We start from the raw sequence: 25578 nt of genomic DNA, 5'->3' as shown, positions 1-25578 counted from the left end.
AGTTGGGTCACGACCGGTAAGGCTTGGATCGAGCACGTGAGTTCTGCTTCGCATCCGAAAGCGGACATCTCGCCTCAATGAGTACACGCCCTCTGGAAGTACAACGCCAATCGGCTTGAATTTCGTGCAAACCTGGAGCTGCAGTGGCGGGAGTTCTCTCTGAAATCTCGCTCTGTATGCCGAGACCCAGTGCCGACCTCTACCGAAATCCATGAACATCTCAGAGCTGCAACACGCATCGACACAACCAGGTCTGTCGGCGAGCCTGCACTGGCTGTGCGACGCGCTCAATCCCGCGACATCTTCTCGAACTTCTTCACCAGCCGTTCCCGCTTCAGCCGCGACAGCCGCTGGATCCAGAACATGCCGTCGAGCTGGTCGATCTCGTGCTGGTGACAAACGGCGCGTAAGCCATCCGACTCCTCGCTGTGCATGTTGCCGTCGAGATCCCAGTAGCTGATCCGCACCCTTGCGTGGCGCTGGACCTCGTCGTTGACGCCGGGCATCGAGACGCTGCCTTCCTTGTGCAGGATCATCTCGGGCGAAGCCCACTCGATCTCCGGATTGACGTAGGTTTGCGGACCCGCCTTGGCGTCGAGCTCGAGCACGACGACGCGCAAGGGCACGCCGATATGCGGCGCCGTGATGCCGATGCCGGGCGCGGCGCGCATGGTGTCGAGCAGGTCGGCTGCAAGCTCGCGCAACGCGCCGTCGAATGCGGTGACGGGATGGGCCGGCGTCGCGAGCCGGCGATCGGGATAGCGGAGGAGGGGACGAATGGTCATGCAGGCTCCCTACCACTCACGGATGGTTGAAGCATCCCGTTCTTGACTGCCTACCAACTGGAAGGTAGTCAATCCGCCATGACCAACGTTTCGTCGACGGCCGACGACATCCTGGCCTGCGCGCGTACCCTGATCATCGCGGGCGGCTATAACGGCTTCAGCTATGCCGACGTGGCCGAAATCGTCGGTATCCGCAAGCCGAGCATCCACCACCATTTCGCCAGCAAGGTCGATCTGGTCCGAACCCTCGTGTCGCGCTATCGCGCGGAAGCCGAGGCGGGACTGTCCGCGCTCGAACGCAATGTCGCGGACCCCCGCGACCAGCTCAAAAGCTATGTCCGGTATTGGGAGGCGTGCATCAATGATGCGACGGCGCCTTTCTGCGTGTGTGCGCTGCTTGCCTGCGAGCTACCGATCCTGCCGGAGCAGGTGGCGCTTGAGGTCCGCGCGCATTTCCGTTCGCTGGCGTCGTGGCTGACCTCGGTGATGGAGCGCGGCAAGCGGAAGGGGCAGCTGCATCTCTCCAGCGCAGCGAAGATCGAGGCTGAAGGCTTCATGGCGACCGTTCACGGCGCGATGCTGTCGGCGCGTGCCTATGGCGATCCAAAGATGTTCGGTGTGATCACCGGGCCGCTGCTGGATCGGTTGTCCGCCAGGCACTGAAACATATCGACGAGACGACAACGACACGCCCGCAGGTGAGCTTGCGGGCGAGGGTGACTTGTTGTGCGGGAAAACTACCAACTAGTAGGTAAAGGAGAGAGTGCAGTGACGCATCATCAATTGGATCTCGTTCGGGCCGACCGCGAGCAATGGCTGAAGCTCTACTACTTCATCCGGGCGGCGTTCTCCGTCGCCTGGGTCGTTGCCGCCTTTGCCGTCGGGCCGTCATCCGCGGCGATTGCCGGAGCCTTGCTCGTGCTCTATCCGGCATGGGATGCGGCGGCGAACTTGGTCGACGCGTTGCGCAGTGGCGGGCTCGCTCAAAATCGCACGCAGGCGCTGAACGTTCTGGTCAGCCTGGTGACCACTGTCGCGGTCCTCGTCGCCTTGCAGATGAGCATGAACGGGGTGCTCGGCGTCTTCGGGGCCTGGGCGATCCTGTCCGGATTGCTCCAGCTGGGGACCGCGATTCGCCGCTGGAGAAGTTTTGGCGCGCAGTGGGCCATGGTGCTCAGCGGCGGCCAGTCGGCTCTGGCCGGTGGCTTCTTCATCTTTCAGGCCACGACGCCGATGTCTCCAACGATCGCAAATGTCGCGGGCTACGCTGCGGTCGGCGCGATCTACTTCCTGGTCTCGGCGGTATGGCTGACCGTGACCGAGTGGCGGCATGGCGCAGCCATGTGAGGCGTCGCTGTTGCCGTTCATTCGTGCGGATAGGGCGTGCCGTCCTTGTGCAGGAACCGGCCGCTGGAAGCCGGGCTCATCATGTCGACGTCGGAGCAGGTGATGAGGTCATCGGGCGAGCGCGAGCCGACTTCGAGGTAGACGGCCGTCGCATCAGACCGGTTGATCATGTGATGGCCGTTGCCGCTTCCCTTCGGGAAGGCGGCGCAGTCGCCGGCGCTCAGCACGGTTTCGCCCTCGTCCTCGACAAGCGTCAGCTCGCCTTCGAGCACATAGACGAACTCGTCCTCATGCGAATGCCAGTGGCGCTGGCTCGACCAGCTGCCTGGCGGCAGACGCATCAGGTTGACGCCGAAATCCTTAAGCTTTCCGGCATTGCCCAGCCGTTGGCGGATGCGCTCGGCGCAGGGCGCGTCGAGCGGCGCGGGATAACCCGAGCCTTTTCGGCCCGGCACGGTGGCGAGATCAATCTTTGGCATGCAGCTATTCCCTCCGAAGTCGGAGCATTGACCGCGCACCGGATCGGTGGCGTGCGCCAGATCGGCGGCGTCCGGAGTGTGATGAGATCGCGTTGGCGGGATGATGACATTGTGCCGGTGTTTTGCCCGACGTGTCAAACGCGCCCCTCGCGTTGCAGGGCGTTGGTAAGTCTTTGATCCGGCAGCGGCCGGCTACTGTGCATGGGGTTGTTTTCGGGGGTTTGTTTGGCGGCGCCAAAAAAATCTGGTGTCCTCGATGCCGTTGTCGGCAAGCGCAGTTCCCATTCGTCTTCCACCCAGACAGATCTGACGGGAGACCCAAATGAACGCTTCCTCCTATCGCTGGGTGATCGTCGCCGCCGGCGGCTTGCTCGGCTGCGTCGCGATCGGCGGCATGTTTTCGCTGCCGGTGTTCCTCCAGCCGATCGCCAAGGACACCGGCTGGTCGGTGACCGGCATTTCCAGCGCGATGACGATCGGCTTCCTGGCGATGGCCTTCACCAGCATGGCCTGGGGCACGGCGACCGACAGATTCGGGCCGCTGCCGGTGGTGCTGACGGGATCGACGGTGCTGTCGCTCAGCCTGTTCGCCGCAAGTCATGCGACTTCGCTGCTGGCGTTCCAGGTCATGTTCGGCCTTCTGGTCGGCGCCTCCTGCGCGGCGATCTTCGCGCCGATGATGGCGACCGTCACCGGCTGGTTCGACACCCATCGCAGCCTGGCTGTGTCGCTGGTATCGGCCGGCATGGGCATGGCGCCGATGACGATGGCGCCGCTCGCGGCCTGGCTCGTCTCCGGCCACGACTGGCGCACCTCGATGCAGATCGTGGCGCTGGTGGTCGGCGCCATCATGATCCCGGTCTCGTTCCTGGTGCGACGCCCGCCCGCGCTGGCGCATGCCGTGGCCGCGCCTGCGGGCGAGAGCGCGCCGCAAGGGGAGATGTCGCTGGGCGAGGCGCTGCGCTCGCCGCAATTCATGATCCTGCTTGCCACCAACTTCTTCTGCTGCGCCACCCATTCCGGCCCGATCATCCACACCGTCAGCTATGCCGTGAGCTGCGGCATCCCGCTGATCGCGGCGGTGACGATCTACAGCATCGAGGGTTTTGCCGGCATGGGCGGCCGTATCGCCTTCGGGCTGCTCGGCGATCGTTTCGGCGCCAAGCGCGTGCTGGTGACGGGGCTGCTGTTGCAGGCGTTCGGCGCGCTCGCCTATGTCTTCGCGCAGCAGCTCGCGACGTTCTACGCGGTCGGCGCCGTCTTCGGCTTCATCTATGCCGGCACCATGCCGCTCTATGCCGTGCTGGTGCGCGAGAACTTTCCGCTGCGCATGATGGGCACGGTGATCGGCGGCACGGCGATGGCCGGCAGCCTCGGCATGGCGACCGGCCCGCTCGCCGGCGGCCTGATCTACGACGCCTTCTCCAGCTACGCCTGGCTCTATATCGCCTCCTGGGCAATGGGCCTCGGCGCCTTCCTGATGGCGATGAATTTCAGGCCATTCGCGAAGCCGCAAGGCGAGACCGCGGTGGCGGCGGCGTGACGAGGTCTATGACTGGATGTGCTTTTCGAAAAAGAGATCCGGGTAGGGATCATCGTTGAAGCGGGGGATCTCGCGCCAGCCCGTGGTGCGGTAGAGCTGGCCGGCTTCGGCGAGCGCGCTGTTGGTGTCGAGCCGCAGCAGCGTGACGCCGAGGTCGCGTGCGGCATTCTCGGCCGCGTCCATCAGGCGCCGGCCGAGCCGCAATCCGCGCGCTGCGGGGGCAACCCAGAGACGCTTGATCTCGGCATAGCCGTGATCCGTTCCCTTCAATCCGACGCAGCCGATCGGCAGCGTGTCGGACATCGCCACGATGAAGGTGCCGCGCGGACGGCGCATGTCCTTGGCGTCAGGATCGCGCGACAGCGAGACGTCAAAACCCTGCTTGAAGCGGCGGCCGAGCTCGGAATAGTACTCGCGCAGGCAATAACGTGCTGCTTCGCTCCGTGGATCCATCTCGTCCAACGCGACGCGCTCGCGCGTCAGCGCGGAGGCGATCAGGTCCATCGCCGCCAGCAGCGCCTCGCGCTGCGAATGTTGCGCCAGGAAGCCTTCGGCCTGCGTATTGGACAGCGCCTCGTAGGCTGCGAACTCGCGCCGTCCCGCACGCGTCAACGTCGCGACACGGCGGCGCGCATCGTCCTCATGTGTCGTGGTCTCGACCAGCCCTTCGTCCTCGAGGCTGCGGAGCAGCCGACTCATCAATCCGGAATCGAGGCCGAGATAGTCGCGAATCTCCGCGACGTCCGAGCGCCCATGTCCGATCGCATTGAGCACGCGCGCCGCCCCGAGCGGTCGGCCGCGCCCGAGGAACGAGGTGTCGAGCGCGCCGACGGCGGAGGTCACGGCGCGATTGAAGCGGCGGACGCGGGAGACGGGATCGAGCATGATATCTGACTTTAGTCAGATATTGTGTGCGGGTCAATCGAGACGGCCGGTCTCACTTCACCAGCGTCAGCAGCGGCTTGTCCTTGGCGACGACATAGGTTGCAAGCTCGCTCGCGGTGTCCGGGCCGACGTTCTTCGCCGCATGAACCGCTCCCGCTGGAATGAACAGCACGTCGCCTGCCTTCAGCGTCACTGGCGGCTTGCCCTCGACGTCGTATTCGATGGCGCCTATCAGCACATAGATAATCTCCTCGCCTGGATGAGTGTGCCGGCCGAACGCAACTCCGGGCGCGAGGTCGACGCGGACCTGGACCGCCTCGCGACCGGGCGCGCTGAGATCATGGTGCTGGAGGTCGGTGCGCGTGACGCCGGCCGGCTGGGCTGCCGCCGGCAGGGTGAGAAGGTTGGTGGCGAGCACGGCGGCGCTCGCAAGCATGCGCAGGGTTCGTAATGGATAGGGGCTCATGGTCGACTCCTGATGTTCGCTTGATGGCGGGTCAAACGAGGGTGGTGGTCACCTCGATGTTGCCGTGGACAGCCTTGGAGTAGGGGCAGATGCCGTGCGCCGTCTCGATCAGCTCCTGGGCGACCGAGCGATCGACGCCGGGAACGCTGACGTCGAGACGGGCCCGCAGAAAGAAGGCGTCATTGGCGTTGCTCAGGTCGATCGTTGTGTCGACCGACGGCTCGCTCGGCAACTTGACCTTGCGTTGGGCGGCGGCGAGGCCGAGCGCGCCGAGGTAGCAGGCCGACCAGGCGGCAGCGAACAGGTTCTCGGCGGCCGGGTGCGGCTGGGCCAGCTTGATATCGAGAGAGCCGTCGTTCGCGTGCGCGGCGCCGTCGGGGCCGGAGGTGACGTGGGTCTTGCCGGTGAAGAGAAGCTTTGCAGCGGTGGTCATGGCGCATCCTTTCGGGTTCGATGTAGATCGTGTCCGATCTAATCGGATGCGCGTTGAAATAAACCCGTCGCTCTGTCCGGTCAAGCTCTTCCGATTTAATCGGATGCGATTTATATTGACGCGGAGATCACGAATTGCGGAGGTTCACGTGTCCCGTCCCGCCAAAGCTGCCGGCAAAGGCCGAAAACTGTCGAATTTCCTGTGCTTCGCCGTCTATTCGGCCAATCTGGCCTTCGGCCGCGCCTACAAGCCACTGCTCGACAAGGTGGGACTGACCTACACCCAGTACATCGCCATGGTGGCGCTGTTGGACGAAGACGAGCAGACCGTCAGCGCGCTCGGCGACAAGCTGTTCCTGGAATCCAACACGCTGACGCCGATCCTGAAGAAGCTCGAGCAGATCGGTTACATCAAGCGCCACCGCGATCCCGCCGACGAGCGGCAGGTGCGCGTGAGCCTGACGCCGGCCGGCCGAAAGCTGATCGAACAGGATCTCGGCAACTCCGTGATCGAGGCGACCGGCCTCGGCGACGATTTTCCGGTGGTGCAGAAGACGGTGAGCCGGCTGCGCGACAACCTGCTGCGCGCGACCCAGGCGGCCGGAGAGAAGAAACGCTGAGCGGGCAGCGCCTTCCCGCTGGGAAAGTCGGAGGCGGCGTCCGCCTCCGATACAAGTACGAGGAAAAGCGCGCGGCTCTAGTTGCAGACCGTGCGCGGAATCATCCAGGTCGCAAAAGTCTGCCAGAACCCGTCTTCGCGACGGCGCTGGTAAGCGACGAAATCGGCGTCATCATCATCATGCACGAGTTCATAGCGATAAGTGTTGGCTGCAGTGGTGTTGGGCTTACTCATGGAGCACTCCATCTCGAATGGGCTTTGCTTCGAGCTAGGTGCGGTGCAACAAAAGTCCAATGGGAGTACGATGATCAGCGCATCACGTTGTGGAGAGTGCTTAGTCCAGCCCGAGCGCCTTGCGCGATTTGCGCGTGAGCTTTGCGACGATCAGGGCATGGGCCTGCGCCAGATAGGCGGTGAGTTCCGCATCGGGAAGTGCGTTGTTGCTGGTGAGCTGCACCCATTTGGCGCGCGCCAGATAAGGCGCCGGTCGTGCCACGCCATGCTCGATCAGCATCGCATAGGCCATGTCCGAGACCTTGAACATGTAGCCGCCGGAGCCCGCGGCAAAGCCGCCGCCGAGCGCGAACATCTTCCCGCCGACCTTGAACACGGAGGTGCCTTCCCACTGCACCACCTTGGTGGCCGCGGCCAGGCGCAGGCAGCGGGCTTCGAATGTCTTGGGTGTCATGCGCTCGCACTTGAGACGAAGGCCCGCCGTTATGGCAACATGCGTCTTCCAACCAGGGATGAATTGCCATGTCGCGCGTTTCGATCAAGACCAGGGACGATCTGCCGGAGGCGCTGAGGCCGTTGTGGGACAAGATGACGACCTACGGCGCGTTCGAGAACCAGGCCGGTGTCATGGCCCACCGCCTGCCGATCTTCAAGCATATGTGGTCGCTGCTGGTCGATCTTGCTGAAGAAGGCAATGTCTCGAAGCGCCATCTGGAGCTCGCGCTGGTCACGGTCTCGCTGCTGAACAAATGCGACTATTGCGTCTCGCACCACGCACCAAAGCTGGCGGTGCAGGGCGTGTCTGAGGAGGGCGCCGCGCGCCTCGTCGATTACAAAGACCATCCCGAGCTCGATGAGCTCGACAAGCTCGTCGTCGAATATTCCATCGCCGTCACCAACAACTGGAACAAGACCCGCGACGAGATATTCGCCCGCCTGCGCGCGCATTTCTCGGAAGCCCAGATCGTCGAGCTGACCTGGCGCATCGCGCTCTGCGGTGCCTTCAACCGCTTCAACGACATCTTTCAGCTCGAGGTCGAGCAGGGCGTTCCCCACAGCGAAGCCGCGGAGTAATCGGCCCCCGGCGGTGCCGGTCCCCCGAGCCGGGACCGGCGCCAAGGCGCCCGATCACAGATTCGTGGGTTGTGGACTGTCTATCGCAAACTATATCGTAAGATATGTTTTACAAAAGGGCGTACGATATGCACCACGGACGAGACCACAAAGACTTCCATTTTGGGCATTTCGCTCATTTCGTCATGGGCCGGCACGGCGGCGGACGGCGCTTCGGCCGCGGCGGGCATGGCTTCTTCGGGCGCGGCCCGGGGGGCGATTTCCCCGGCGCAAGGCGGCTGTCCTCGCAGGACCTCCAACTCGTGATCCTGGCGTTGCTCGCCGAAAAGCCGGCTCATGGATACGAGCTGATCAAGATTATCGAGGAGCGGTCCGACGGCTTCTACACGCCGAGCCCGGGCGTGATTTATCCGGCGCTGACTTATCTGGAAGAGGTCGGCCACAGCAGCGTCGAGCAGGATGGCGGTCGAAAGCTCTACAGCATCACGCCGCAGGGCGAGGCGCATCTCGCCGAGAACCGCGCCACTGCGGATGCAATCCTGCAAGCGTTGTCGCGGATCGGTCGCCGCATGGACGAGGTGCGCGAGGCCTTTGCTGGCGTCAGCGATCTCGATGCCGACGCCTCCGACGAATTGCACCGTGCCCGCCACAACCTCAAGCGCGCGCTGCGTTCCAGGCTTGGCAGCGACCCCGCCGAGGCGCGCCGCATCGCGGCGATCCTGGATCGTGCCGCCGCGGAAATCCTCGGCAAATAACTGAGAGGCGAAGCAACACATGAATGATCGGCCCTACAGCCCGATTCAAGACCCACGCGTCAACGCCGTCCTCGCGCGCCTCCAAGGCGCGCGGCAGCGGCCGGCCGGCGGCGGGCCGCGCGGTTCCTTCAACAGCCGTGATCCCCACGCCTATGCCGAGCAGGGCTTTTCGATTCATTCCGAGCAGGGCGAACTGATCTATCTGCTGTGCCGTGGCTTGCGTGCTACGCGCATGGCCGAGTTCGCCACCTCGGTCGGCATGTCCACGCTCTATTTCGCGGCCGCTATCCGCGACAATGGCGGCGGCACCGTGATCGGCTCGGAGATCGTGCCGGCCAAGGTCGAGACCGCCAAACGCAATCTCGCCGAGGCCGGCCTTGCCGACTACGCCGAGATCCGCGAGGGCGATGCGCGAAAAACCTTGCGCGATCTCGGCGGTCCCGTCGACTTCGTTCTGATCGACGGCTGGCCGGGTGAGAGCGGTCCCTCGCTGGCGCGCGAGGTGATCGGGATCGTCGCGCCGCAGCTGCGCGTCGGCGGCTACGTCATGAACGACAATGCCGAGCCCGACTATCTCGATTTCATCCGCGATCCCGACAACGGCTTCGTATCGATGACGCTGCCGCTCAAGGGCGGCACCGAGCTCAGCCTCAAGGTGAGGTAGCGGCGTCGCTTGCGCGATAGGCGTCGGGAACCACGAACACCTCGTCGGCGCGGCCATAACCGCCATCAGGCACTTCCTCGATCAGCACCATGGTGTGCGTCCGCGCCGCTTCGCCGAAATAGTGCGCGAACAGCGCGGTGAGGTTGTGCACGATCTCCGCCTTCTGCGCCCGCGATAAGGCGGCCTGGGGGATCTTGATATTGGCGAAAGGCATGATGGGTCTCTCCGTGTGATGGGGTGTGGTTGCTCCTGTTCGAGAATGCCCGATCGCCGCGACCGGATAATCGCGAAAAACTTGTCATCACTTGTCGGCTGTGGTGAACAATCGGCTATGGACCGGTTTGACGCCATGCGCCTGTTCGTCCGCCTCGTCGAACGGCAGAGCTTTACGGCTGCGGCTGCCGACCTCGGCATTCCCCGCTCGACGGCGAGCGAGGTTTTGCGCGGGCTCGAGGCGCGGCTGGGCGCGCGCCTGCTCGAACGGACGACACGGCATGTCACGCCGACGCTCGACGGCGAGGACTATTACCGCCGCTGCGTCGCCATCCTCGCGGAGGTCGAGGAAGCCGAAACCACGATGCGCGATGCGCGACCGCGTGGCTTGCTGCGCATCGACGCACATCCTTTGCTGACCCGCACCTTCATCTTGCCGCACCTGCCGGAATTCCTGGCGCGCCATCCGCAACTCGACTTGCAGATCGGGCAGGGCGATCGGCTGGTCGATCTCGTGCGCGAGGGCATCGATTGCGCGATCCGGTCGGGAGAGCCCGAGGACAGCGGGATGATTTTGCGCCGTCTCGGGACGGTCGAGGAAATCACGGTGGCGAGCCCGGGCTATCTCGCCAGCCACGGCTTGCCCGCGACGCCTGATACGCTCGACGGCCATCAGATGGTCGCGTTCATCTCATCGCGCACCGGCGATGTTTTGCCGCTGGAGTTTTCTATCGCCGGCGGGCTGCGCAATGTCGTGCTGCCAAGCAGGGTTCGCGTCAACAATTCCGACACCATGGCCGATCTCGCGCGGCTCGGCTTCGGCCTCACGCAGGCGCCCCGCTATCGCTTCGCAGCGGATCTCGCCAGCGGTGCGCTGGTCGAGGTGCTGGCAGGCTATCCACCGTCGCCGACGCCGCTCTCCGCGCTCTATCCGCAAAACCGCCAGCTCGCGCTCCGCCTGCGCGTCTTCCTCGACTGGATATCAGGCATCTTTGCCGAGGCGAAGCTGTAGAGCTTCGTAGCCCGACAGGCAAAATGTCCGAACAGTCGGTCAATCCGCTCTACCGGAATTCGGAAACGGCGTCGTTGCGAGCGCGGCGGAGCAATTCCAGAAATTCCGCGGAAAGATTCTGGATTGCTTCGCTGCGATCGTATTGACGATGTTGGAACAATCGCCCGCCTCTTTGTGAGTTGTGCCTGCGCCACGAGCCGCTACCATGTGACCGCTCCCGACCACGGGACGCACAGCGAGCGGAGGCGACATGAGCGGGCAGGAACGCAAGGCAAAAGGATCGGACCTGTTTGTGGCGGCGCTGGAGAACGAGGGCGTCGATCGCATCTTCGGTATCCCCGGGGAGGAAAATCTCGACCTGGTCGAATCGCTGCGCACCTCCAAGATCGAGCTGGTCCTGACCCGTCACGAGCAGGCCGCGGCCTTCATGGCCGCCACGCACGGTCGGCTGACCGGCAGGCCGGGAGTGTGTCTCTCAACGCTCGGCCCGGGCGCGCTCAACCTGTCCACGGGCGCCGCCTATGCCCATCTCGGCGCGATGCCGATGATCTTGATCACCGGCCAGAAGCCGATCATGAGCAGCCGGCAGGCGCGCTTTCAGATCGTGGACGTGGTTGCGACCATGAAGCCGCTGACGAAGCTCTCTCGGCAGATCATCAGCGCCTCCAGCATTCCGACCGTGGTGCGCGATGCCTTTCGCGTGGCGATGGAGGAACGGCCGGGGCCGGTGCATCTCGAGCTGCCCGAGGACATCGCGGGCGACGAAGTGCCCGCCGTCCCCGTGATCCCGGTCCATCCGATTGAAATTCCGGTGGCCCATCGCGCCGCGCTCGACCGTGCGGCCGAGATGATCCTGGCCGCAAGACGTCCATTGGTGATGATGGGAGCTGCGACCAGCCGGCCGCGCTCGACCCACGGCATCGCCAGCTTCGTGCGGCGAACCGGCATTCCGTTTTTCACGACACAGATGGGAAAGGGCACGGTGCCCGGCGGCACCAATCTCTACATGGGCACGGCGGCGCTATCAGAGCGCGACTATGTCCACGACGCGATCGACGCAGCCGATCTGATCGTGGCGATCGGCCATGACCCGATCGAGAAGCCGCCCTTCATCATGGGGCCGTCGGGACCGAAGGTCATTCACGTCAGCTACACGCCGGCCAGCGTCGAGCTGGTCTATTTCCCCGATGCCGAGGTCGTCGGCGACGTCGGCCCGAGCCTGGAGCTGCTCGCCGACCGGCTCGAAGGCAAGCTGCCGCAGGCGGCGGCGCTGTTGCCGTTGCGCGAGGGGATCCTCACGCACATCGCCGACCGCGCCACCGAGGCCCGCTGGCCGCCGACACCGCAGCGCATCGTGCACGACATCCGCCAGGTGATCCCGGAGAATGGCATCGTCGCGCTCGACAACGGCATGTACAAGATCTGGTTCGCGCGCAACTACCGAACCCGCGTCGCCAACACGCTGCTGCTCGACAATGCGCTGGCGACGATGGGCGCCGGTCTGCCGTCGGCCATGATGGCCGCGATGCTCTATCCCGAGCGCCGCGTGCTCGCGGTTGCCGGCGACGGCGGCTTCATGATGAACAGCCAGGAGATGGAGACCGCCGTCCGCCTCAAGCTCAATTTGGTCGTGCTGGTGCTCGAGGACAACGCCTACGGCATGATCCGCTGGAAGCAGGCCGTCGATCACTTCGCCGATTACGGCATGACCTTTGGCAATCCCGATTTCGTCCTTTACGCGAAGGCCTACGGTGCCAAAGGACATCGCATCGAGAGCATCGACAGCTTCGGCCCGACGCTCGATGCGGCCTTCAAGGAGGGCGGCGTGCATCTGGTCGTGATCCCGATCGACTATTCGGAGAATGTGCGCGTGCTGGTCGACGAGCTGCGGGCGCATGAGAAGGCGAAAGCGTGATGTGGTCGATGCTCTCGATTGCGGTTGCGATTGCCGCATTCGTTTTTCTCACCGGCGTCGCGGCGTGGCTGGTGGCGCTCGGTGGCGCAGGCTTCGCACTGACGGGGCTCGTCGGCTATTGCCCGATGTGCGCGATGGCCGGGATCGGACGAGGAGGCGTGTCGTGAGTGCGGCGGCGATCTCGTCAAGCCTGTTCGAGGCGGCCCGGCTCGGCGATCCCCAGGCGATCGCGTCTCTGCTCGAGACGGCGCAGCCGGATATCCGCCGCTACGCACGCGCCACCTGCCGCAGCTCGGCGGATGCCGAGGATGCAACCCAGGAGGCGATGTGGATCCTGTTCCGCCATGTCGGCACGATCCGCTCGCTCGTCGCCTTTTCCGCGTGGCTGTTCAGCGTGGTCCGCCGCGAATGTCTGCGGCTCGCGCGCAAGGCGGGGCTTGCGCCATCGATCGACGACGGCGAGGCGGAGGCCCTGCTGCTGTCGCGCTCCGAAGCGGATTTGCGTCTTGACGTGGCGGCTGCGTTCGAAGCGTTGCCGGCGCATTATCGCGATGTCGCGCTGATGCGGGACGTCAAGGAAATGACCATCGACGAAATCGCCGCCGCGCTCGGAGCGTCCAGGCAGACTGTGAAGGCGCGCCTGCATCGCGCCCGCGCCTTGATGCGCGAATATCTGACGAGGTGAGACATGACCGATTATCAAACGCCTGACGATCTGAAGTCTGTCCCGGCTTTCGTGGCGCTCGCGCCGGTCGAGGCCAACGCGTTCCTTGCGTTCAACCACGCGGTCGAGCGCAAGGACGGATTGATCCCGCCGAAATATCGCGAGCTGATCTCGCTCGCGGTCGCGCTCACCACGCAATGTGCCTATTGCCTGGACGTGCATACGGCGCAGGCAGCGAAAGCCGGCGCGACGCGGGAGGAAGTCGCCGAAGCGGCATTGATCGCCGCGGCCGTGCGCGCCGGGGGTACGCTCGGCCATGCGCTGCTGGCGCAGCGCTTGTTCGAGCGCCATCGAGACGAGGGAGAAGCATAGATGTCTTGTCGACGTCGGGACGCATGATTTGCCAAACTATCTCGGTCTCGATGGATTTCGCTTCGGCTGGGTCGCAGCCTGGATCGACGAGCGCGGCGATCATGGCTTTGATTATTCGCCGGGCCTGACGCGCTTGCTTGCGATGCCGCATGCGCGTGCGATGATCGACATGCCGATCGGATTGAAGCCAAGCGGCTATCGAGCCTGCGACTTGCGTGCACGCGAGCTGGTCGGCCCTGCCGTGTTTCTTGGCGCGCGCCGCGATCTCTGGACATTTCCCGACATGGCGACGGCCAATCGCCACTATTGGGAGCGGGAAGGCAAGGGCAGGGGCGTGTCGGCGCAGCTCTGGAACATCAGGGAGAAGATCAGGGACGTCGACGAGATCATGACGCCGGTGCGCCAGGCGACAATTGGCGAAGCGCATCCGGAATTGATTTTCTGGAATCTGGCAGGGTGCGTCCTTCTTCCGAAGAAGACGTCGGCGCAAGGTCGTGAGCAGCGCATCGCGCTGCTGGCGCAACGCGGCTTCACGCGCCTGGAGACATGGCTGACGCAGCGTCATGGCACCGGCATCGGCCGCGACGATCTCATCGATGCCTGTGCCTGCGCGGTCGCGGCCCGCGACAGCACACAGCGTGTCGGCGGCGAAGAGGTCGATCCGCGCGGACTGCGGATGGAGATCAATTATTGAGGTCGCGGCCTCGCGCGCCTCGATTCGGGATAAAGTGGCAATTTGTTTGAGGCGTGCAGGAACTGTCGACGGTCGGCCCGCGTTCCCCGTGCGAACCGATGACGGAGAAGCTCGTGCGATGAAGGATGCCAGTCAGTTCGCGACCGCGATGCTCGCGCTCATTTTCACCGGAACGCTGCTCGTCACCGGGCAGCTCTTCATCGAGCAACGCGCGCAGCGCGATATCGCGTACGCCGCCAGGCATCTGCTGCGGCCCCTGTAGTCCGGCTTCGATGCATGATCACTGCTCGGCCTTGCGCCGTTCGACGGCTCGCCTAGATTAGGCGGCATCTCACGAACGAAGCCGGGGTCCCGATGCCTGATCTGTCCGCCTTTCCCATCACCAAGCGCTGGCCTGCCAGGCATCCGGAGTTGCTTCAGCTTTATTCGCTGCCGACGCCGAACGGCGTCAAGGTGTCGATCATGCTGGAAGAGATCGGTCTGCCTTACGAGGTCCACCTCGTCGACTTCGGCAAGGACGACCAGAAGACGGCGGAATTCCTCTCACTCAATCCGAACGGCAAGATTCCGGCGATCCTCGATCCCAACGGTCCGGGCGGCCGGCCGCTGCCGCTGTTCGAGTCCGGGGCGATCCTGCAATACCTCGCCGAGAAGACCGGCAAGCTTCTGCCGGAGGACGCCGCGCGCCGCTACCAGGCCATCCAGTGGGTGCATTTCCAGATGGGCGGCATCGGGCCGATGTTCGGCCAGGTCGGCTTCTTCCACAAATTCGCCGGCAAGGATTTCGAGGACAAGCGGCCGCTCGACCGCTATGTCAGCGAGGCCAAGCGTCTGCTCGGCGTGATGGAGACGCATCTTTCCGGCCGGCAGTGGTTCATGGATGACGACTACACCATCGCCGATATCTCCATGCTCGGCTGGGTGCGCAATCTCATCGGTTTCTACGGCGCCGGCGATCTCGTCGAATTCAGCCAGTTCAAGTCGGTCGGTGCCTGGCTCGAACGGGGGCTGGCGCGTCCTGCCGTGCAGCGCGGGCTGAACATTCCGAAGCGGCCGTAGAATCAGGTCAGCGCCTTATGCGTCATGTAGAGCGCCATCACCGAGATGAGGGCGATCATGCCCCTGTGCAGCACCGCTTTGCTGACGCCGTTGGCCGCGCGTGCGCCGAGATCGGTGCCGATCCAGAGGCCGGCGAGAATCCCGACGATCGCCGGCCAGCCGACCATGAGCCCCTTGCTCCAGTAGATCCAGGCCGCCGGAATGTTGGTCGGGATGACCGAGAAGATGAGGCTGACGAGTTGCGCCTGGTGCTGCGGGACGCGTAGGCCCGCGGCGAGGCCGACGGTGATCGCGAGCCCGCCGCCGATGCCCATGAAGCCGGAGGAAAACCCGGCAAGCGCGCCGATGAGGAGCAGGGGGAGCCAAGGCAGTACGTCTCGGTCAACGGCCGCGTGGCTCCCGTCCTTGCGGTCGCGGCGCAGGATCAGAAGGGCGATCAGCGCGACGAGATAGACGACGTAGGTCCATTGCAGCACCGAGTCGGAGACCGCCGCCGCGGCGTAACCGCCGCCCGCACCGCCGACGAGAAATCCGAGGCCGATCCAGGCGATCCATTGCAGCGGGCTGCGATTGCCGCTCTGCCAGTAGCGGCGCACGCCGGCGAGGCCAGTGGGCGGGACCTGCGTGATCAGCGACGTCCCCTGGGCGACATGCTGCTCCGCGCCGAGCAGCAGCACGGTGAAGACGACAAGCCCGCCGCCCGGGCTCGTACCCATGAAGCCCGATGTCAGTCCGCCGACGAGACCGACGCCAATGCCTGCGAGGAGATCGTGAATCCAGGACATCGCTTACGTCCTGGTCCGTCGCTTGATGTCAGGCTTGGTCGTGCGAAATCCCTCGATCACGCCGCCGACGGCCGCCATGCAGGCCTCGACGTCAAAATCCTCGCCCCAGCATTTCTGCAGCACGAAGCCCTGGAAGATCGCGATGAGCACGCGTGCGACCGCGTCGGCGCCGAGGTCGCGCTTGATCAGGCCGTCATGCTGCCCGCGCTCGACCAGCGCCACGATCAGCGCGCGCGGCATGTCGATGCCTTCGACGACGCTGGTGCGGACGCGGCGATTGCGCAGGGCCTCCGCCCAGCCGTGAATGCCGACGCGACGCCGCGCTTCGCCGGCGGGATCGGTGAGCCATTGCGCGTAGACGCGGATCAGCGCGTGGAGTCCTTCGATCGGATCACCCGATCCCTGCGCCACCGAGTTGAGCACGGCCTCGCGACGATGCCGGTCGTCGGCGAGCGCCTCGATCAAATCGTCCTTGCTCTGGAAGTAGAGATAGACCGCGCCGTGGCTCAAGCCCGACCGTTTGACGATGTCGGCCATGCCGGTCTGATGAAAGCCTTGCTCGGCGAAGCAGGCAAGGGCCGCTTCGAGGATCTGCTGCCGCCTACCTTCGCGTTGCTTGTCGCTGATCTTGGGCATTTTGGCCGTCCATAAATAACTGACAGATCGGTCGTTTTGAGCGTTTGCCTGATGCGGCACCTATGAAGCCGGGTATTAATAAAAAACGATCAGTCAGTCATTTTTATTATCAAAGGCGATCTTGGTCAAGTCCAGACGGTCCGGAAACAGGAGGATCAAACCGTTGCCGGGGCCGTGGCTGAGGTGCGGCGGCCCGGCCGGCGATCGCGCGGCTAGAACAGCCGTCCGCCGTTCGGCACAGGCTTGCTCGGCTGCACCAGCACGACCTTGCCCTCGGCATCGGGGAAGCCGAGCGTCAACACCTCGGAGACGACCGGGCCGATCTGTCGCGGCGGGAAGTTCACGACGGCCGCGACCTGCTGCCCCACCAGCGTCTCGAGCGGATGATTTTCGGTGATCCGGGCCGAGCTCTTGCGCACGCCGATCGCGGGACCGAAGTCGATCCACAGCCGCCAGGCCGGCTTGCGTGCCTCCGGGAACGGTTTTGCATCGACGATGGTGCCGACGCGGATATCGACCGCGAGGAAGCTGTTGAAGTCGATGGTTGGCGACACGGCCGCGGCGGGATCGTGAGTGACGTGCATTGATGTATCCGTTCGGAGAGCGAGGTTCGTTCGCGATGTTGTCGCGCGAACCGGAGTTTCGTACAACGCTGCAGTCATCCAACGACGCATGCGCGAGGAAGGTCTTGCCCAACATCATCTACGGCATCAAGAACTGCGACACCATGAAGAAGGCGCGCGCCTGGCTCGACACCCATGGCGTCGCCTACGAGTTCCACGACTACAAGGCGGCGGGCGTCGAGAAGGACAAGCTCAAGCAGTGGAGCGACAAGGCTGGCTGGGAGACGCTGCTCAATCGCGCCGGCACGACCTTCAAGAAGCTGCCGGATTCCGACAAGGAAGGCCTCACCGAGAAGAAGGCGCTGGCGCTGATGCTAGCGCAACCATCGATGATCAAGCGGCCGGTGCTCGAAGTCGGCGGCAAGCTTCTGGTCGGCTTCAAGCCGGATATCTATGCCAAGGAAGTCAAGGCCAAGTAAGTCGGCGCGAAATCGCGCTGACCCTAGTTCAGCTCGACGATTTCGGTGGTGACGCCCGGCTGATCGGCGAACTCGACGACGTCGGCGGCGGCGATCCGGCCGGGGGCGCGATGGAAGAGATCGCGGTCGATCACCGCGCGCAGTTTCGGGCGCGGCAGCGCGTCATTTCCGCGCATCAGATTCTTGATCTCGAAGCCGCCGTCCTCGCAGAACGTCTTGAGCGAGGCGATGACGTGGCAGACCTTGCCGTCGGTCTGGAACGGCAGCAGCAGCCGTTCATAGGCAACCACGCGGCCATAGATGTCGTCGACGTCGGCCACGCTGTAGACCGGAAGGCCGCGCGCCACACATTCATAATAGATCGGCATCACGAAGGGTGCGAGGCGCGGCCCGATATAGTCGTCGAGCAGAACGCCTTTGCCGGTCTGTCCATAGGCGCGCGAGATGCGCGTGCCCTCGCTCTGGATGATGAGGCGCGGCGTCGGCGCCGAGATGTCGACGGTATAATAGATGAGATCGGACAGCTCTTCCTCGAGCCGCGCGGGCTGATACTCCCAGATCGCCGGCACCATCTGCCCGCGCGCATAAAGTCGCAGCCACGTGTTCAGGAGATCACGCTGCCTGATCGACTTGACGACAGAAGGAGCGGCGCTTGCAAAATCCAAGGCAATTTCCAAGACAATATTCCCGACGCATAAAACCCGCGCATGATCCATGCGGCGGGAAAATTTTCTATGAAGGCTGGCGCGCGGGATGAAAGACCGTTAACGACGGCTTGATGACCGGTGCCTTGCGAACCGGGAGGCCGGGCAGGCGACATCAAAACGCGTCCGACTAAGGGAGCATAAGCCTCCCGGCCGGAGACCTGATCTGCTCAGCTTTCCGCCTTGCCTAACCCCCGTCACCTCCGGCATATTCCGCGCCCGGAGGCGACGTTCCGGGACAGGCTCCAAGGCCCCCGGAAAGCCGAAGTAACTAAGGACAGCCACGCGTATTGTGCGGGCAGGGGGAAATCTGTTTGGCCGATGAGTTCATTCTCGAAACGGAAGGCTTGACCAAGGAGTTCGCGGGCTTCTTCGCCGTCCGCGACGTTGCGCTCAAGGTTCGCCGTGGGAGCATTCACGCGTTGATCGGCCCGAACGGGGCGGGCAAGACGACGTGCTTCAATCTTTTGACCAAGTTCCTCAAACCGTCCGCCGGCAAAATTCTGTACAAGGGGCAGGACATCACGGCGATGGCGCCAGCCGACGTGGCGCGCCTTGGACTGGTCCGTTCATTCCAGATCTCGGCGGTATTTCCGCATCTCACCGCGCTGGAAAACGTTCGCGTCGCGCTCCAGCGCCAGCACGGCAGTTCCTTCGATTTCTGGCGCTCCAAGTCCGTGCTCAACCGCTTCAACGATCGCGCGCGTGAACTGTTGAACGATGTCGGCCTCAGCGAGTTTGCCAATACGCCCGCGGTCGAGATGGCCTACGGCCGCAAGCGCGCGCTCGAGATCGCAACGACGCTCGCGCTCGACCCCGAGATGATGTTGCTGGACGAGCCGATGGCCGGCATGGGCCACGAGGACATCGACAAGATCGCGGCGCTGATCAAGCGCATCTCCGCGAAGTACACCATCCTGATGGTCGAGCATAATCTGAGCGTCGTGGCCAATCTCTCCGACATCATCACCGTGCTGACGCGCGGGCAGGTGCTGGCGCAAGGCCATTACAGCGAGCTCACCAAGGACGAGCGCGTCAAGGAAGCCTATCTGGGAGCCGGTCATGCGTGAGACTGCAACCGCGGACGCTCCCGCAAAAGCCGCAACCGGCGGCAACATCCTCCAGGTCCGCAACCTGGAAGCGTGGTACGGCGAGTCCCACATCCTGCACGGGATCAATTTCGACGTGAACGCGGGCGAGGTGGTTACGCTGCTCGGCCGCAACGGCGCCGGCAAGACGACCACGCTGAAGTCGATCATGGGCATCATCGGCAAGCGGACCGGCTCGGTGAAGTTCAACAACCAGGACATCATCCGCGCGACCTCCGACAAGATCGCGCGGATGGGCATCGCGTTCTGCCCGGAGGAACGCGGCATTTTCTCCAGTCTCGATGTGCGGGAGAATTTGTTGCTGCCGCCGGTGGTTCGCCCGGGTGGATTGCCGCTCGAGCAGATCTTCGATCTGTTTCCGAATCTGAAGGAACGTCTCAACAGCCAGGGCACCAAGCTCTCCGGCGGTGAGCAGCAGATGCTCGCGATCGCGCGCATCCTGCGCACCGGCGCGAGCTTCCTGATGCTGGACGAGCCGACCGAAGGTCTTGCGCCTGTCATTATCCAGCAGATCGGCCACACCATTGCACGGCTCAAGAAGGAGGGTTTTACCATCCTCCTGGTCGAGCAGAACTTCCGGTTCGCATCCACCGTCGCCGACCGCTACTACGTGGTCGAGCACGGCAAGATCATTGACGGATTTTCCAATTCGGAGCTTGCCGCCAACATGGACAAGCTCCACACCTATCTCGGCGTCTAAGACGGCCAAGCGTCAAACGGCCACGAGAAAATTCACGAGGGAAGTAGCATGAAAAAGTCGATTGCGTCGTTTCTGCTCGGCACGGCGTTGGCCGTCACCACGGCTGGCGTAGCCTTTGCGCAGGACAAGACCGTCAAGATCGGCGCGCTGTCCGATCAGTCCGGCCTCTACGCCGACCTCGGCGGTCCCGGCTCGACGCTCGCCGCCCAGATGGCCGTCGAAGATTCCGGCCTTGCGGCGAAGGGCTGGAAGATCGACATCATCTCCGGCGATCACCAGAACAAGCCCGACATCGGCACCGCGATCGCGCGGCAATGGTTCGACGTCGACAAGGTCGACATCATCGTCGACGTGCCGAATTCCGGCGTGGCGCTCGCCGTCAACAACGTCATCAAGGAAAAGAATGGCGTCTACATCAACTCGGGCGCCGCGACCTCGGACCTCACCAACGCGCAGTGCTCGCCCAACACGGTGCACTGGACCTACGACACCTACATGCTGGCCCATACCACGGGGCAGGCGCTGGTGAAGGCCGGTGGCGACAGCTGGTTCTTCCTGACCGCGGACTACGCCTTCGGTGCGGCGCTCGAGCGCGACACCACGGCCGTGGTCACCGCCAACGGCGGCAAGGTGGTCGGCGGCGTCAAGCATCCGCTCAACACGCCGGACTTCTCCTCGTTCCTGCTGCAGGCACAGGCTTCCAAGGCCAAGATCATCGGCCTTGCCAATGCCGGCGGCGACACCACCAACTCGATCAAGCAGGCGGCCGAGTTCGGCATCGTCAAGGGTGGCCAGAAGCTCGCGGCGTTGCTGCTGTTCCTCACCGACGTCAAGGCGATCGGTCTCGAGACCGCGCAGGGCCTCAACTTCACCGAGACCTTCTACTGGGACATGAACGACCAGACCCGGGCGTTCTCCAAGCGCTTCTCCGAGAAGATGAAGAACAACGCGCCGCCCACCATGGTGCAGGCCGGCGTCTATGCGGGCGTGCGTCACTATCTCAAGACGCTGGAAGCGCTCGGCGGCAATCCCCATGACGGCGTCAAGGTCGTCGAGAAGATGAAGTCGTTGCCGACGGAGGACGACCTGTTCGGCAAGGGCGAGATCCAGCCGAACGGCCGCACCATCCACAGCGCCTACCTGTTCGAGGTGAAGAAGCCCTCGGAGTCCAAGGGGCCGTGGGACTTCTACAAGCTGGTCGGCACCGTGCCGGGCGACCAGGCTTTCACGCCGCTGTCCGAGAGCAAGTGCGCGCTCTTGAAGAAGTAAGATAACCGCCCGCAGGCCATCAGGCCTGCGGGCGATTTTCAGGCAACGCCGAAGGGACCGGGTGCGGGATCGATGCAGGCTCTTTACGCTCAGCTACTGGTGGGATTGATCAACGGCTCGTTCTACGCGCTGCTCAGTCTCGGGCTTGCCGTGATCTTCGGCATGCTCAACATCATCAATTTCGCCCACGGCGCGCTCTACATGATGGGCGCGTTCGTTGCCTATTTCCTGCTGAGCCTCGGCGGCATCAACTACTGGTGGGCGCTGCTGATCGCGCCTGTTATCGTCGGCATCTTCGGCATGATCCTGGAACGGACCATGCTGCAATGGCTGACGGGGCTCGACCACCTCTACGGCCTGCTCCTGACCTTCGGGATCGCGCTGATCGTGCAGGGCGTGTTCCAGAACTATTTCGGCTCCTCCGGTCTGCCTTATGCGATTCCGGACCAGCTCAAGGGCGGCATGAATCTCGGCTTCATGTTCCTGCCGATCTATCGCGGCTGGGTCGTCATCTTCTCGCTGGTGGTGTGTATCGCCACCTGGTTCCTGATCGAGAAGACGCGGCTCGGTGCTAACCTGCGCGCTGCCACTGAAAATCCGACGCTGGTGCGCGCTTTCGGCATCAACGTGCCGCGCATGATTACGCTGACCTACGGTCTCGGCGTCGGCCTTGCCGCGCTCGCCGGTGTGCTCTCGGCGCCGATCAACCAGGTGCGGCCGTTGATGGGCGCCGACCTCATCATCGTCGTGTTCGCGGTGGTCGTGATCGGCGGCATGGGATCAATCATGGGCTCCATCATCACCGGCTTTGCGCTCGGTGTGATCGAGGGCCTGACCAAGTATTTCTACCCCGAGGCCTCCAACACCGTCGTGTTCGTGCTGATGGTGCTGGTGCTCTTGGTGAAGCCAACGGGACTGACGGGAAGGGCGGCCTGATATGACAGCCTTGACGGACGACACGCTGCCGGTAACCCCGCGCGCGATGCGTGACGAGATGGTCGTGTTCGTGGTGATGGCGCTGCTGCTGGCGTCGGTGCCCTTCACGGGCGTCTATCCGTTCTTCGTGATGCAGGCGCTGTGCTTTGCGCTGCTTGCCTGCGCCTTCAACCTGCTGATCGGCTATGGCGGCCTGTTGTCGTTCGGCCACGCAATGTTCATGGGCACCGCCGGCTATTGCAGCGCGCACGCGCTGAAAGTGTGGGCGTTGCCGCCGGAGCTCGGCATCCTCGTTGGAATCGCCGCGGCGTTCGGGCTGTCGCTCATCACCGGCTATATCTCGATCCGCCGCCAGGGCATCTATTTCTCGATGATCACGCTGGCGCTGTCGCAGCTCCTGTACTTCATCTACCTCCAGGCGCCGTTCACCCATGGTGAGGACGGCATTCAGGGCATTCCGCAGGGGCGGATGTTCGGCTTGCTCGATCTCTCCAAGCCGACGGTGCTTTATTACGTCGTGTTGGCCGGCTTCCTCGCCGGCTTCCTGCTGATCTACCGCATCATCAACTCGCCGTTCGGTGAAGTGCTGAAGTCGATCCGCGAGAACGAGCCGCGCGCGATCTCGCTCGGCTACCGGACCGACCAATATAAATTCCTGGCTTTCGTCCTGTCCGGCACGCTGGCCGGCTTTGCCGGATCGCTGAAGGTGTTCGTGGCGCAGAATGCCTCGCTCACCGACGTGCACTGGACGATGTCGGGCGAGGTCGTGCTGATGACGCTGGTTGGCGGTCTCGGCACCATCTTCGGCCCCGTGGTTGGTGCCTTCGCGATCATCGCCATGCAGCAATATCTGGCGGGTTTTGGCCAATGGGTGACGGTGATCCAGGGCTCGATCTTCGTGGTCTGCGTGCTCACCTTCCGCCGCGGCGTCATCGGCGAAATCGCTCATTACTTCCGGCGCTCGCTATAAACCTTTGATATCGCACCAATTTCATTGGTGCGCGAATCCGGTGGATGATCCTGCTCCGCGGGCGTGAGATGACACGCGCGCGGAGCGGAAATGGTCTATGACAGTTTTGTGACGGCCTATTCGGGCCGGGCCATTTCCAACCGGTAGCCTATCCCCATGATGCGATGGTTTCGCGCTTTCCTGCCCAAGGAAGAACGGTTCTTCGACCTGTTCGACCGCCATGCACAGACGGTGATCCAGGGCTCGATCGCGCTCCAGGGCATGCTCAACGGGGGAGAGGAGACGCCGGTCTACTGTCAGCGCGTCAACCAGTTCGAGAACGACGCCGACAACATCACCCGTGAGGTGCTGACGGCGGTGCGCCGCACCTTCATCACCCCCTTCGACCGCGGCGACATCAAGAACCTGATCACCTCGATGGACGATGCCATCGACCAGATGCAGCAGACGGCCAAGGCCGTGATGCTGTTCGAGGTGCGCACCTTCGAGCCGCCGATGCGGGAGATTGGCGGACTGCTGATCGAATGCGCCAATCTCGTGGGGCGCGCGTTGCCGCTGATGCAGTCGATCGGCCCGAACGTCGCGATGCTGACCGCGATCACGGAAGAGCTAGGCAAGCTCGAGGGTCGGGTCGACGATCTCCACGACATCGGGCTGAAGGAGCTGTTTCTCAAGCACCGTGATGGTAGCGCGATGGATTTCATCGTCGGCGTCGAGATCTACGACCATCTCGAAAAGGTGGCCGACCGTTTCGACGACGTCGCGAACGAGATCAACAGCATCGTCATCGAGCAAGTTTAGGGCAGGGGTCGCGCCGTGGATGCTGCGCTCGGACTTCCTGTCCTCGTCGGCTTGATCGCCGTCGCGCTGCTGTTCGACTTCCTGAACGGCCTGCACGACGCCGCCAATTCGATCGCGACCATCGTTTCGACCCGCGTGCTGCGGCCGCAATTCGCGGTGCTCTGGGCCGCGTTCTTCAATTTCATCGCCTTCATGGTGTTCGGGCTGCATGTTGCCCAGACCATCGGCACCGGCATCATCGATCCCGCGGTCGTCGACGCCCAGGTGATCTTCGCGGCGCTCGTCGGCGCGATCGTCTGGAACCTCGTGACCTGGGGGCTCGGCATCCCATCCTCGTCGTCGCATGCGCTGATCGGCGGTCTCGTCGGCGGCGGCATGGCCAAGGCGGGGATCTCGGCTGCGGTGTGGAGCGGACTGTCCAAGGCGGTGCTGGCGATCGTGCTGTCGCCGCTGGTCGGTTTCCTGCTCGCGATGATGCTGGTCGCGATCGTGTCCTGGCTCTCGGTGCGCTCGACGCCGTTCGCGGTTGATCGCGCCTTCCGCATCCTGCAATTCGCCTCCGCCTCGCTCTATTCGCTCGGCCATGGCGGTAATGACGCCCAAAAGACCATGGGCATCATCGCCGTGCTGCTCTATTCGCAGGGGCATCTCGGCGGTGAATTCTCGGTGCCGTTCTGGGTGGTGCTGTCCTGCCAGGCCGCGATGGCGCTGGGCACGCTGATGGGCGGCTGGCGTATCGTCCGCACCATGGGCCTGCGCATCACCAAGCTGACGCCGATGCAGGGCTTTTGCGCCGAGACCGGCGGCGCCGCGACGCTGTTCATGGCGACCTTCCTCGGCGTTCCCGTCTCGACCACCCACACCATTACCGGCGCGATCGTCGGCGTCGGCGCGGCCCGCCGCGTCTCGGCGGTGCGCTGGAACGTCGCGAGCTCGATCGTCTATGCCTGGGTGATCACGATCCCGGCCTCGGCCATTGTCGCGGCGCTGACCTGGTGGGCGGTCCAGATTCTCGTCAGGTGACGAATTTCAGCCCTGCGATGCCGGCGACGATCAGCCCAATGCTGGCGAGGCGGAACGCCGTGGCCGGCTCGCCGAACAGAATGATGCCAAGCGTGGCGGTACCGACCGCGCCGATGCCGGTCCAGACCGCATAGGCGGTTCCGACGGGCAGCGATTTGAGGGCTAAACCGAGCAGGATGACGCTGCCGGCCATCGCCGCGAGCGTGATGACGGACGGAACAAGCTTGGTAAAACCCTCGGTGTATTTCAGGCCGATCGCCCAGGTAATCTCGAGAAGACCGGCGACGAACAGGATGCTCCAGGCCATGACGACCCTCCATTCAAGGCAGGGTCGTCCCCGCGGCGGATATGCTGATGAGGGGGGAGGCCGTCCTCCCCGGGAGCGGATATG

The 25578-nt window shown here is 63.9% G+C and carries 36 protein-coding genes; 23 read left to right on the top strand and 13 right to left on the bottom strand.

Annotation, left to right across the window (positions count from 1 at the left end; genetic code table 11):
* Positions 1-287: 287 nt before the first annotated feature.
* Positions 288-785 carry a peptide deformylase gene (locus tag AB7Z56_RS25890; RefSeq protein ID WP_231144870.1) on the bottom strand — a complete coding sequence of 166 codons (498 nt, stop codon included), beginning with the start codon at positions 783-785 and terminating at the stop codon, positions 288-290.
* Between the two features lie 78 nt (positions 786-863).
* Between AB7Z56_RS25890 and AB7Z56_RS25885 the strand changes: the two genes are divergently transcribed.
* The gene (locus AB7Z56_RS25885) at positions 864-1448 is read left to right on the top strand and encodes a TetR/AcrR family transcriptional regulator (protein ID WP_063983759.1); all 585 of its coding nucleotides are present in this window, start codon (positions 864-866) and stop codon (positions 1446-1448) included.
* 105 nt (positions 1449-1553) lie between these two features.
* Complete coding sequence (locus AB7Z56_RS25880; RefSeq protein ID WP_063983758.1) at positions 1554-2132, top strand: hypothetical protein; 579 nt, start codon at positions 1554-1556, stop codon at positions 2130-2132.
* Positions 2133-2149: 17 nt separating this feature from the next.
* Here the strand turns inward: AB7Z56_RS25880 and AB7Z56_RS25875 are convergent, their stop codons facing one another.
* Complete coding sequence (locus tag AB7Z56_RS25875; RefSeq protein ID WP_063983757.1) at positions 2150-2611, bottom strand: cupin domain-containing protein; 462 nt, start codon at positions 2609-2611, stop codon at positions 2150-2152.
* Between the two features lie 322 nt (positions 2612-2933).
* Here AB7Z56_RS25875 and AB7Z56_RS25870 point away from each other — a divergent pair, with 322 nt between their 5' ends.
* Entirely contained in the window at positions 2934-4154 is a 1221-nt protein-coding gene (locus AB7Z56_RS25870) for an MFS transporter (protein WP_063983756.1), read from the top strand.
* 6 nt (positions 4155-4160) lie between these two features.
* Here the strand turns inward: AB7Z56_RS25870 and AB7Z56_RS25865 are convergent, their stop codons facing one another.
* The 3 genes from AB7Z56_RS25865 to AB7Z56_RS25855 are packed head-to-tail and all read right to left on the bottom strand — an operon-like array spanning position 4161 to position 5938.
* On the bottom strand, positions 4161-5039 hold the full coding sequence (locus AB7Z56_RS25865; RefSeq protein ID WP_063983755.1) for a bifunctional helix-turn-helix transcriptional regulator/GNAT family N-acetyltransferase: 879 nt from the start codon (positions 5037-5039) through the stop codon (positions 4161-4163).
* 52 nt (positions 5040-5091) lie between these two features.
* Entirely contained in the window at positions 5092-5505 is a 414-nt protein-coding gene (locus AB7Z56_RS25860; RefSeq protein WP_063983754.1) for a cupin domain-containing protein, read from the bottom strand.
* 31 nt (positions 5506-5536) lie between these two features.
* Entirely contained in the window at positions 5537-5938 is a 402-nt protein-coding gene (locus AB7Z56_RS25855) for an Ohr family peroxiredoxin (protein ID WP_063983753.1), read from the bottom strand.
* A 148-nt stretch (positions 5939-6086) separates the two neighbouring features.
* Here AB7Z56_RS25855 and AB7Z56_RS25850 point away from each other — a divergent pair, with 148 nt between their 5' ends.
* Complete coding sequence (locus AB7Z56_RS25850) at positions 6087-6557, top strand: MarR family winged helix-turn-helix transcriptional regulator (protein WP_063983752.1); 471 nt, start codon at positions 6087-6089, stop codon at positions 6555-6557.
* Between the two features lie 77 nt (positions 6558-6634).
* Here the strand turns inward: AB7Z56_RS25850 and AB7Z56_RS25845 are convergent, their stop codons facing one another.
* Positions 6635-6790 carry a hypothetical protein gene (locus AB7Z56_RS25845; protein WP_094184234.1) on the bottom strand — a complete coding sequence of 52 codons (156 nt, stop codon included), beginning with the start codon at positions 6788-6790 and terminating at the stop codon, positions 6635-6637.
* A gap of 100 nt (positions 6791-6890) precedes the next feature.
* Positions 6891-7244 carry an MmcQ/YjbR family DNA-binding protein gene (locus AB7Z56_RS25840; protein WP_063983751.1) on the bottom strand — a complete coding sequence of 118 codons (354 nt, stop codon included), beginning with the start codon at positions 7242-7244 and terminating at the stop codon, positions 6891-6893.
* A gap of 68 nt (positions 7245-7312) precedes the next feature.
* Here AB7Z56_RS25840 and AB7Z56_RS25835 point away from each other — a divergent pair, with 68 nt between their 5' ends.
* From AB7Z56_RS25835 to AB7Z56_RS25825, 3 genes are all read left to right on the top strand, one after another.
* Entirely contained in the window at positions 7313-7864 is a 552-nt protein-coding gene (locus tag AB7Z56_RS25835) for a carboxymuconolactone decarboxylase family protein (protein ID WP_063983750.1), read from the top strand.
* Between the two features lie 128 nt (positions 7865-7992).
* Entirely contained in the window at positions 7993-8619 is a 627-nt protein-coding gene (locus AB7Z56_RS25830) for a PadR family transcriptional regulator (protein ID WP_063983749.1), read from the top strand.
* A gap of 19 nt (positions 8620-8638) precedes the next feature.
* Entirely contained in the window at positions 8639-9283 is a 645-nt protein-coding gene (locus AB7Z56_RS25825) for an O-methyltransferase (RefSeq protein ID WP_063983748.1), read from the top strand.
* On the opposite strand, the gene AB7Z56_RS25820 is transcribed toward AB7Z56_RS25825, so the two are convergent.
* Complete coding sequence (locus AB7Z56_RS25820; protein ID WP_014495867.1) at positions 9270-9497, bottom strand: tautomerase family protein; 228 nt, start codon at positions 9495-9497, stop codon at positions 9270-9272. The genes AB7Z56_RS25825 and AB7Z56_RS25820 overlap by 14 nt on opposite strands.
* Positions 9498-9614: 117 nt before the next feature.
* Between AB7Z56_RS25820 and AB7Z56_RS25815 the strand changes: the two genes are divergently transcribed.
* From AB7Z56_RS25815 to AB7Z56_RS25780, 8 genes are all read left to right on the top strand, one after another.
* Positions 9615-10508, top strand: coding sequence for a LysR family transcriptional regulator (locus AB7Z56_RS25815; RefSeq protein WP_063983747.1), 894 nt, complete (start codon positions 9615-9617; stop codon positions 10506-10508).
* Positions 10509-10758: 250 nt separating this feature from the next.
* Positions 10759-12423 (top strand): acetolactate synthase large subunit, encoded by a 1665-nt coding sequence (locus tag AB7Z56_RS25810; protein ID WP_063983746.1) that lies wholly within the window; start codon positions 10759-10761, stop codon positions 12421-12423.
* Positions 12423-12590, top strand: coding sequence for a YgaP family membrane protein (locus AB7Z56_RS25805; RefSeq protein ID WP_441256835.1), 168 nt, complete (start codon positions 12423-12425; stop codon positions 12588-12590). The genes AB7Z56_RS25810 and AB7Z56_RS25805 overlap by 1 nt, the downstream gene beginning before the upstream one ends.
* Positions 12587-13108 carry an RNA polymerase sigma factor gene (locus AB7Z56_RS25800; protein ID WP_063983741.1) on the top strand — a complete coding sequence of 174 codons (522 nt, stop codon included), beginning with the start codon at positions 12587-12589 and terminating at the stop codon, positions 13106-13108. Before AB7Z56_RS25805 ends, AB7Z56_RS25800 begins: the two co-directional genes overlap by 4 nt.
* 3 nt (positions 13109-13111) lie before the next feature.
* Positions 13112-13459, top strand: coding sequence for a carboxymuconolactone decarboxylase family protein (locus AB7Z56_RS25795; RefSeq protein ID WP_028157609.1), 348 nt, complete (start codon positions 13112-13114; stop codon positions 13457-13459).
* 28 nt (positions 13460-13487) lie between these two features.
* Entirely contained in the window at positions 13488-14153 is a 666-nt protein-coding gene (locus tag AB7Z56_RS25790; RefSeq protein WP_063983740.1) for a DUF429 domain-containing protein, read from the top strand.
* A gap of 118 nt (positions 14154-14271) precedes the next feature.
* Complete coding sequence (locus AB7Z56_RS25785) at positions 14272-14415, top strand: hypothetical protein (protein ID WP_167768104.1); 144 nt, start codon at positions 14272-14274, stop codon at positions 14413-14415.
* Between the two features lie 92 nt (positions 14416-14507).
* Positions 14508-15212 carry a glutathione S-transferase family protein gene (locus tag AB7Z56_RS25780; protein ID WP_231144874.1) on the top strand — a complete coding sequence of 235 codons (705 nt, stop codon included), beginning with the start codon at positions 14508-14510 and terminating at the stop codon, positions 15210-15212.
* 2 nt (positions 15213-15214) lie between these two features.
* Here the strand turns inward: AB7Z56_RS25780 and AB7Z56_RS25775 are convergent, their stop codons facing one another.
* The 3 genes from AB7Z56_RS25775 to AB7Z56_RS25765 all read right to left on the bottom strand — a co-directional run bounded on the left by AB7Z56_RS25775 (position 15215) and on the right by AB7Z56_RS25765 (position 17217).
* On the bottom strand, positions 15215-15997 hold the full coding sequence (locus AB7Z56_RS25775) for a sulfite exporter TauE/SafE family protein (RefSeq protein WP_283018677.1): 783 nt from the start codon (positions 15995-15997) through the stop codon (positions 15215-15217).
* A gap of 3 nt (positions 15998-16000) precedes the next feature.
* The gene (locus tag AB7Z56_RS25770) at positions 16001-16633 is read right to left on the bottom strand and encodes a TetR/AcrR family transcriptional regulator (RefSeq protein ID WP_063983738.1); all 633 of its coding nucleotides are present in this window, start codon (positions 16631-16633) and stop codon (positions 16001-16003) included.
* A 212-nt stretch (positions 16634-16845) separates the two neighbouring features.
* Positions 16846-17217: a tRNA-binding protein gene (locus tag AB7Z56_RS25765; protein WP_063983737.1), complete on the bottom strand. Its 372-nt coding sequence runs from the start codon at positions 17215-17217 to the stop codon at positions 16846-16848.
* 104 nt (positions 17218-17321) lie between these two features.
* Between AB7Z56_RS25765 and AB7Z56_RS25760 the strand changes: the two genes are divergently transcribed.
* A complete protein-coding gene (locus AB7Z56_RS25760; protein ID WP_014495852.1) occupies positions 17322-17675 on the top strand; it encodes an ArsC family reductase in 354 nt (117 codons plus the stop codon).
* Between the two features lie 23 nt (positions 17676-17698).
* On the opposite strand, the gene AB7Z56_RS25755 is transcribed toward AB7Z56_RS25760, so the two are convergent.
* Positions 17699-18391: a hypothetical protein gene (locus AB7Z56_RS25755; RefSeq protein ID WP_063983736.1), complete on the bottom strand. Its 693-nt coding sequence runs from the start codon at positions 18389-18391 to the stop codon at positions 17699-17701.
* A 302-nt stretch (positions 18392-18693) separates the two neighbouring features.
* On the opposite strand from AB7Z56_RS25755, the gene AB7Z56_RS25750 reads away from it, so the two are divergent.
* The 7 genes from AB7Z56_RS25750 to AB7Z56_RS25720 all read left to right on the top strand — a co-directional run bounded on the left by AB7Z56_RS25750 (position 18694) and on the right by AB7Z56_RS25720 (position 25187).
* Positions 18694-19449: an ABC transporter ATP-binding protein gene (locus tag AB7Z56_RS25750; protein WP_063983735.1), complete on the top strand. Its 756-nt coding sequence runs from the start codon at positions 18694-18696 to the stop codon at positions 19447-19449.
* Positions 19442-20188, top strand: a complete 747-nt coding sequence (locus AB7Z56_RS25745; RefSeq protein WP_063983734.1) for an ABC transporter ATP-binding protein — start codon at positions 19442-19444, stop codon at positions 20186-20188. The genes AB7Z56_RS25750 and AB7Z56_RS25745 overlap by 8 nt, the downstream gene beginning before the upstream one ends.
* A 48-nt stretch (positions 20189-20236) precedes the next feature.
* Positions 20237-21457 carry an ABC transporter substrate-binding protein gene (locus tag AB7Z56_RS25740; RefSeq protein WP_063983733.1) on the top strand — a complete coding sequence of 407 codons (1221 nt, stop codon included), beginning with the start codon at positions 20237-20239 and terminating at the stop codon, positions 21455-21457.
* A gap of 72 nt (positions 21458-21529) precedes the next feature.
* Entirely contained in the window at positions 21530-22393 is an 864-nt protein-coding gene (locus AB7Z56_RS25735) for a branched-chain amino acid ABC transporter permease (protein WP_063983732.1), read from the top strand.
* Position 22394: 1 nt separating this feature from the next.
* Positions 22395-23363 carry a branched-chain amino acid ABC transporter permease gene (locus AB7Z56_RS25730; protein WP_135215252.1) on the top strand — a complete coding sequence of 323 codons (969 nt, stop codon included), beginning with the start codon at positions 22395-22397 and terminating at the stop codon, positions 23361-23363.
* 156 nt (positions 23364-23519) lie between these two features.
* A complete protein-coding gene (locus AB7Z56_RS25725) occupies positions 23520-24164 on the top strand; it encodes a DUF47 domain-containing protein (RefSeq protein ID WP_014495845.1) in 645 nt (214 codons plus the stop codon).
* A gap of 15 nt (positions 24165-24179) precedes the next feature.
* Positions 24180-25187, top strand: a complete 1008-nt coding sequence (locus AB7Z56_RS25720; RefSeq protein WP_063983731.1) for an inorganic phosphate transporter — start codon at positions 24180-24182, stop codon at positions 25185-25187.
* On the opposite strand, the gene sugE is transcribed toward AB7Z56_RS25720, so the two are convergent.
* Entirely contained in the window at positions 25180-25494 is a 315-nt protein-coding gene (gene sugE / locus AB7Z56_RS25715) for a quaternary ammonium compound efflux SMR transporter SugE (protein WP_231144876.1), read from the bottom strand. The genes AB7Z56_RS25720 and sugE overlap by 8 nt on opposite strands.
* Between the last annotated feature and the right edge of the window lie 84 nt (positions 25495-25578).

The sequence above is a fragment of the Bradyrhizobium sp. 482_C4_N1_8 genome (assembly GCF_052075965.1).
GTDB classification, from domain to species: Bacteria; Pseudomonadota; Alphaproteobacteria; order Rhizobiales; family Xanthobacteraceae; genus Bradyrhizobium; species Bradyrhizobium barranii.
The sequence above is the reverse complement of the archived record's forward strand: the minus strand, read 5'-3'. Positions and strand labels throughout refer to the sequence as shown.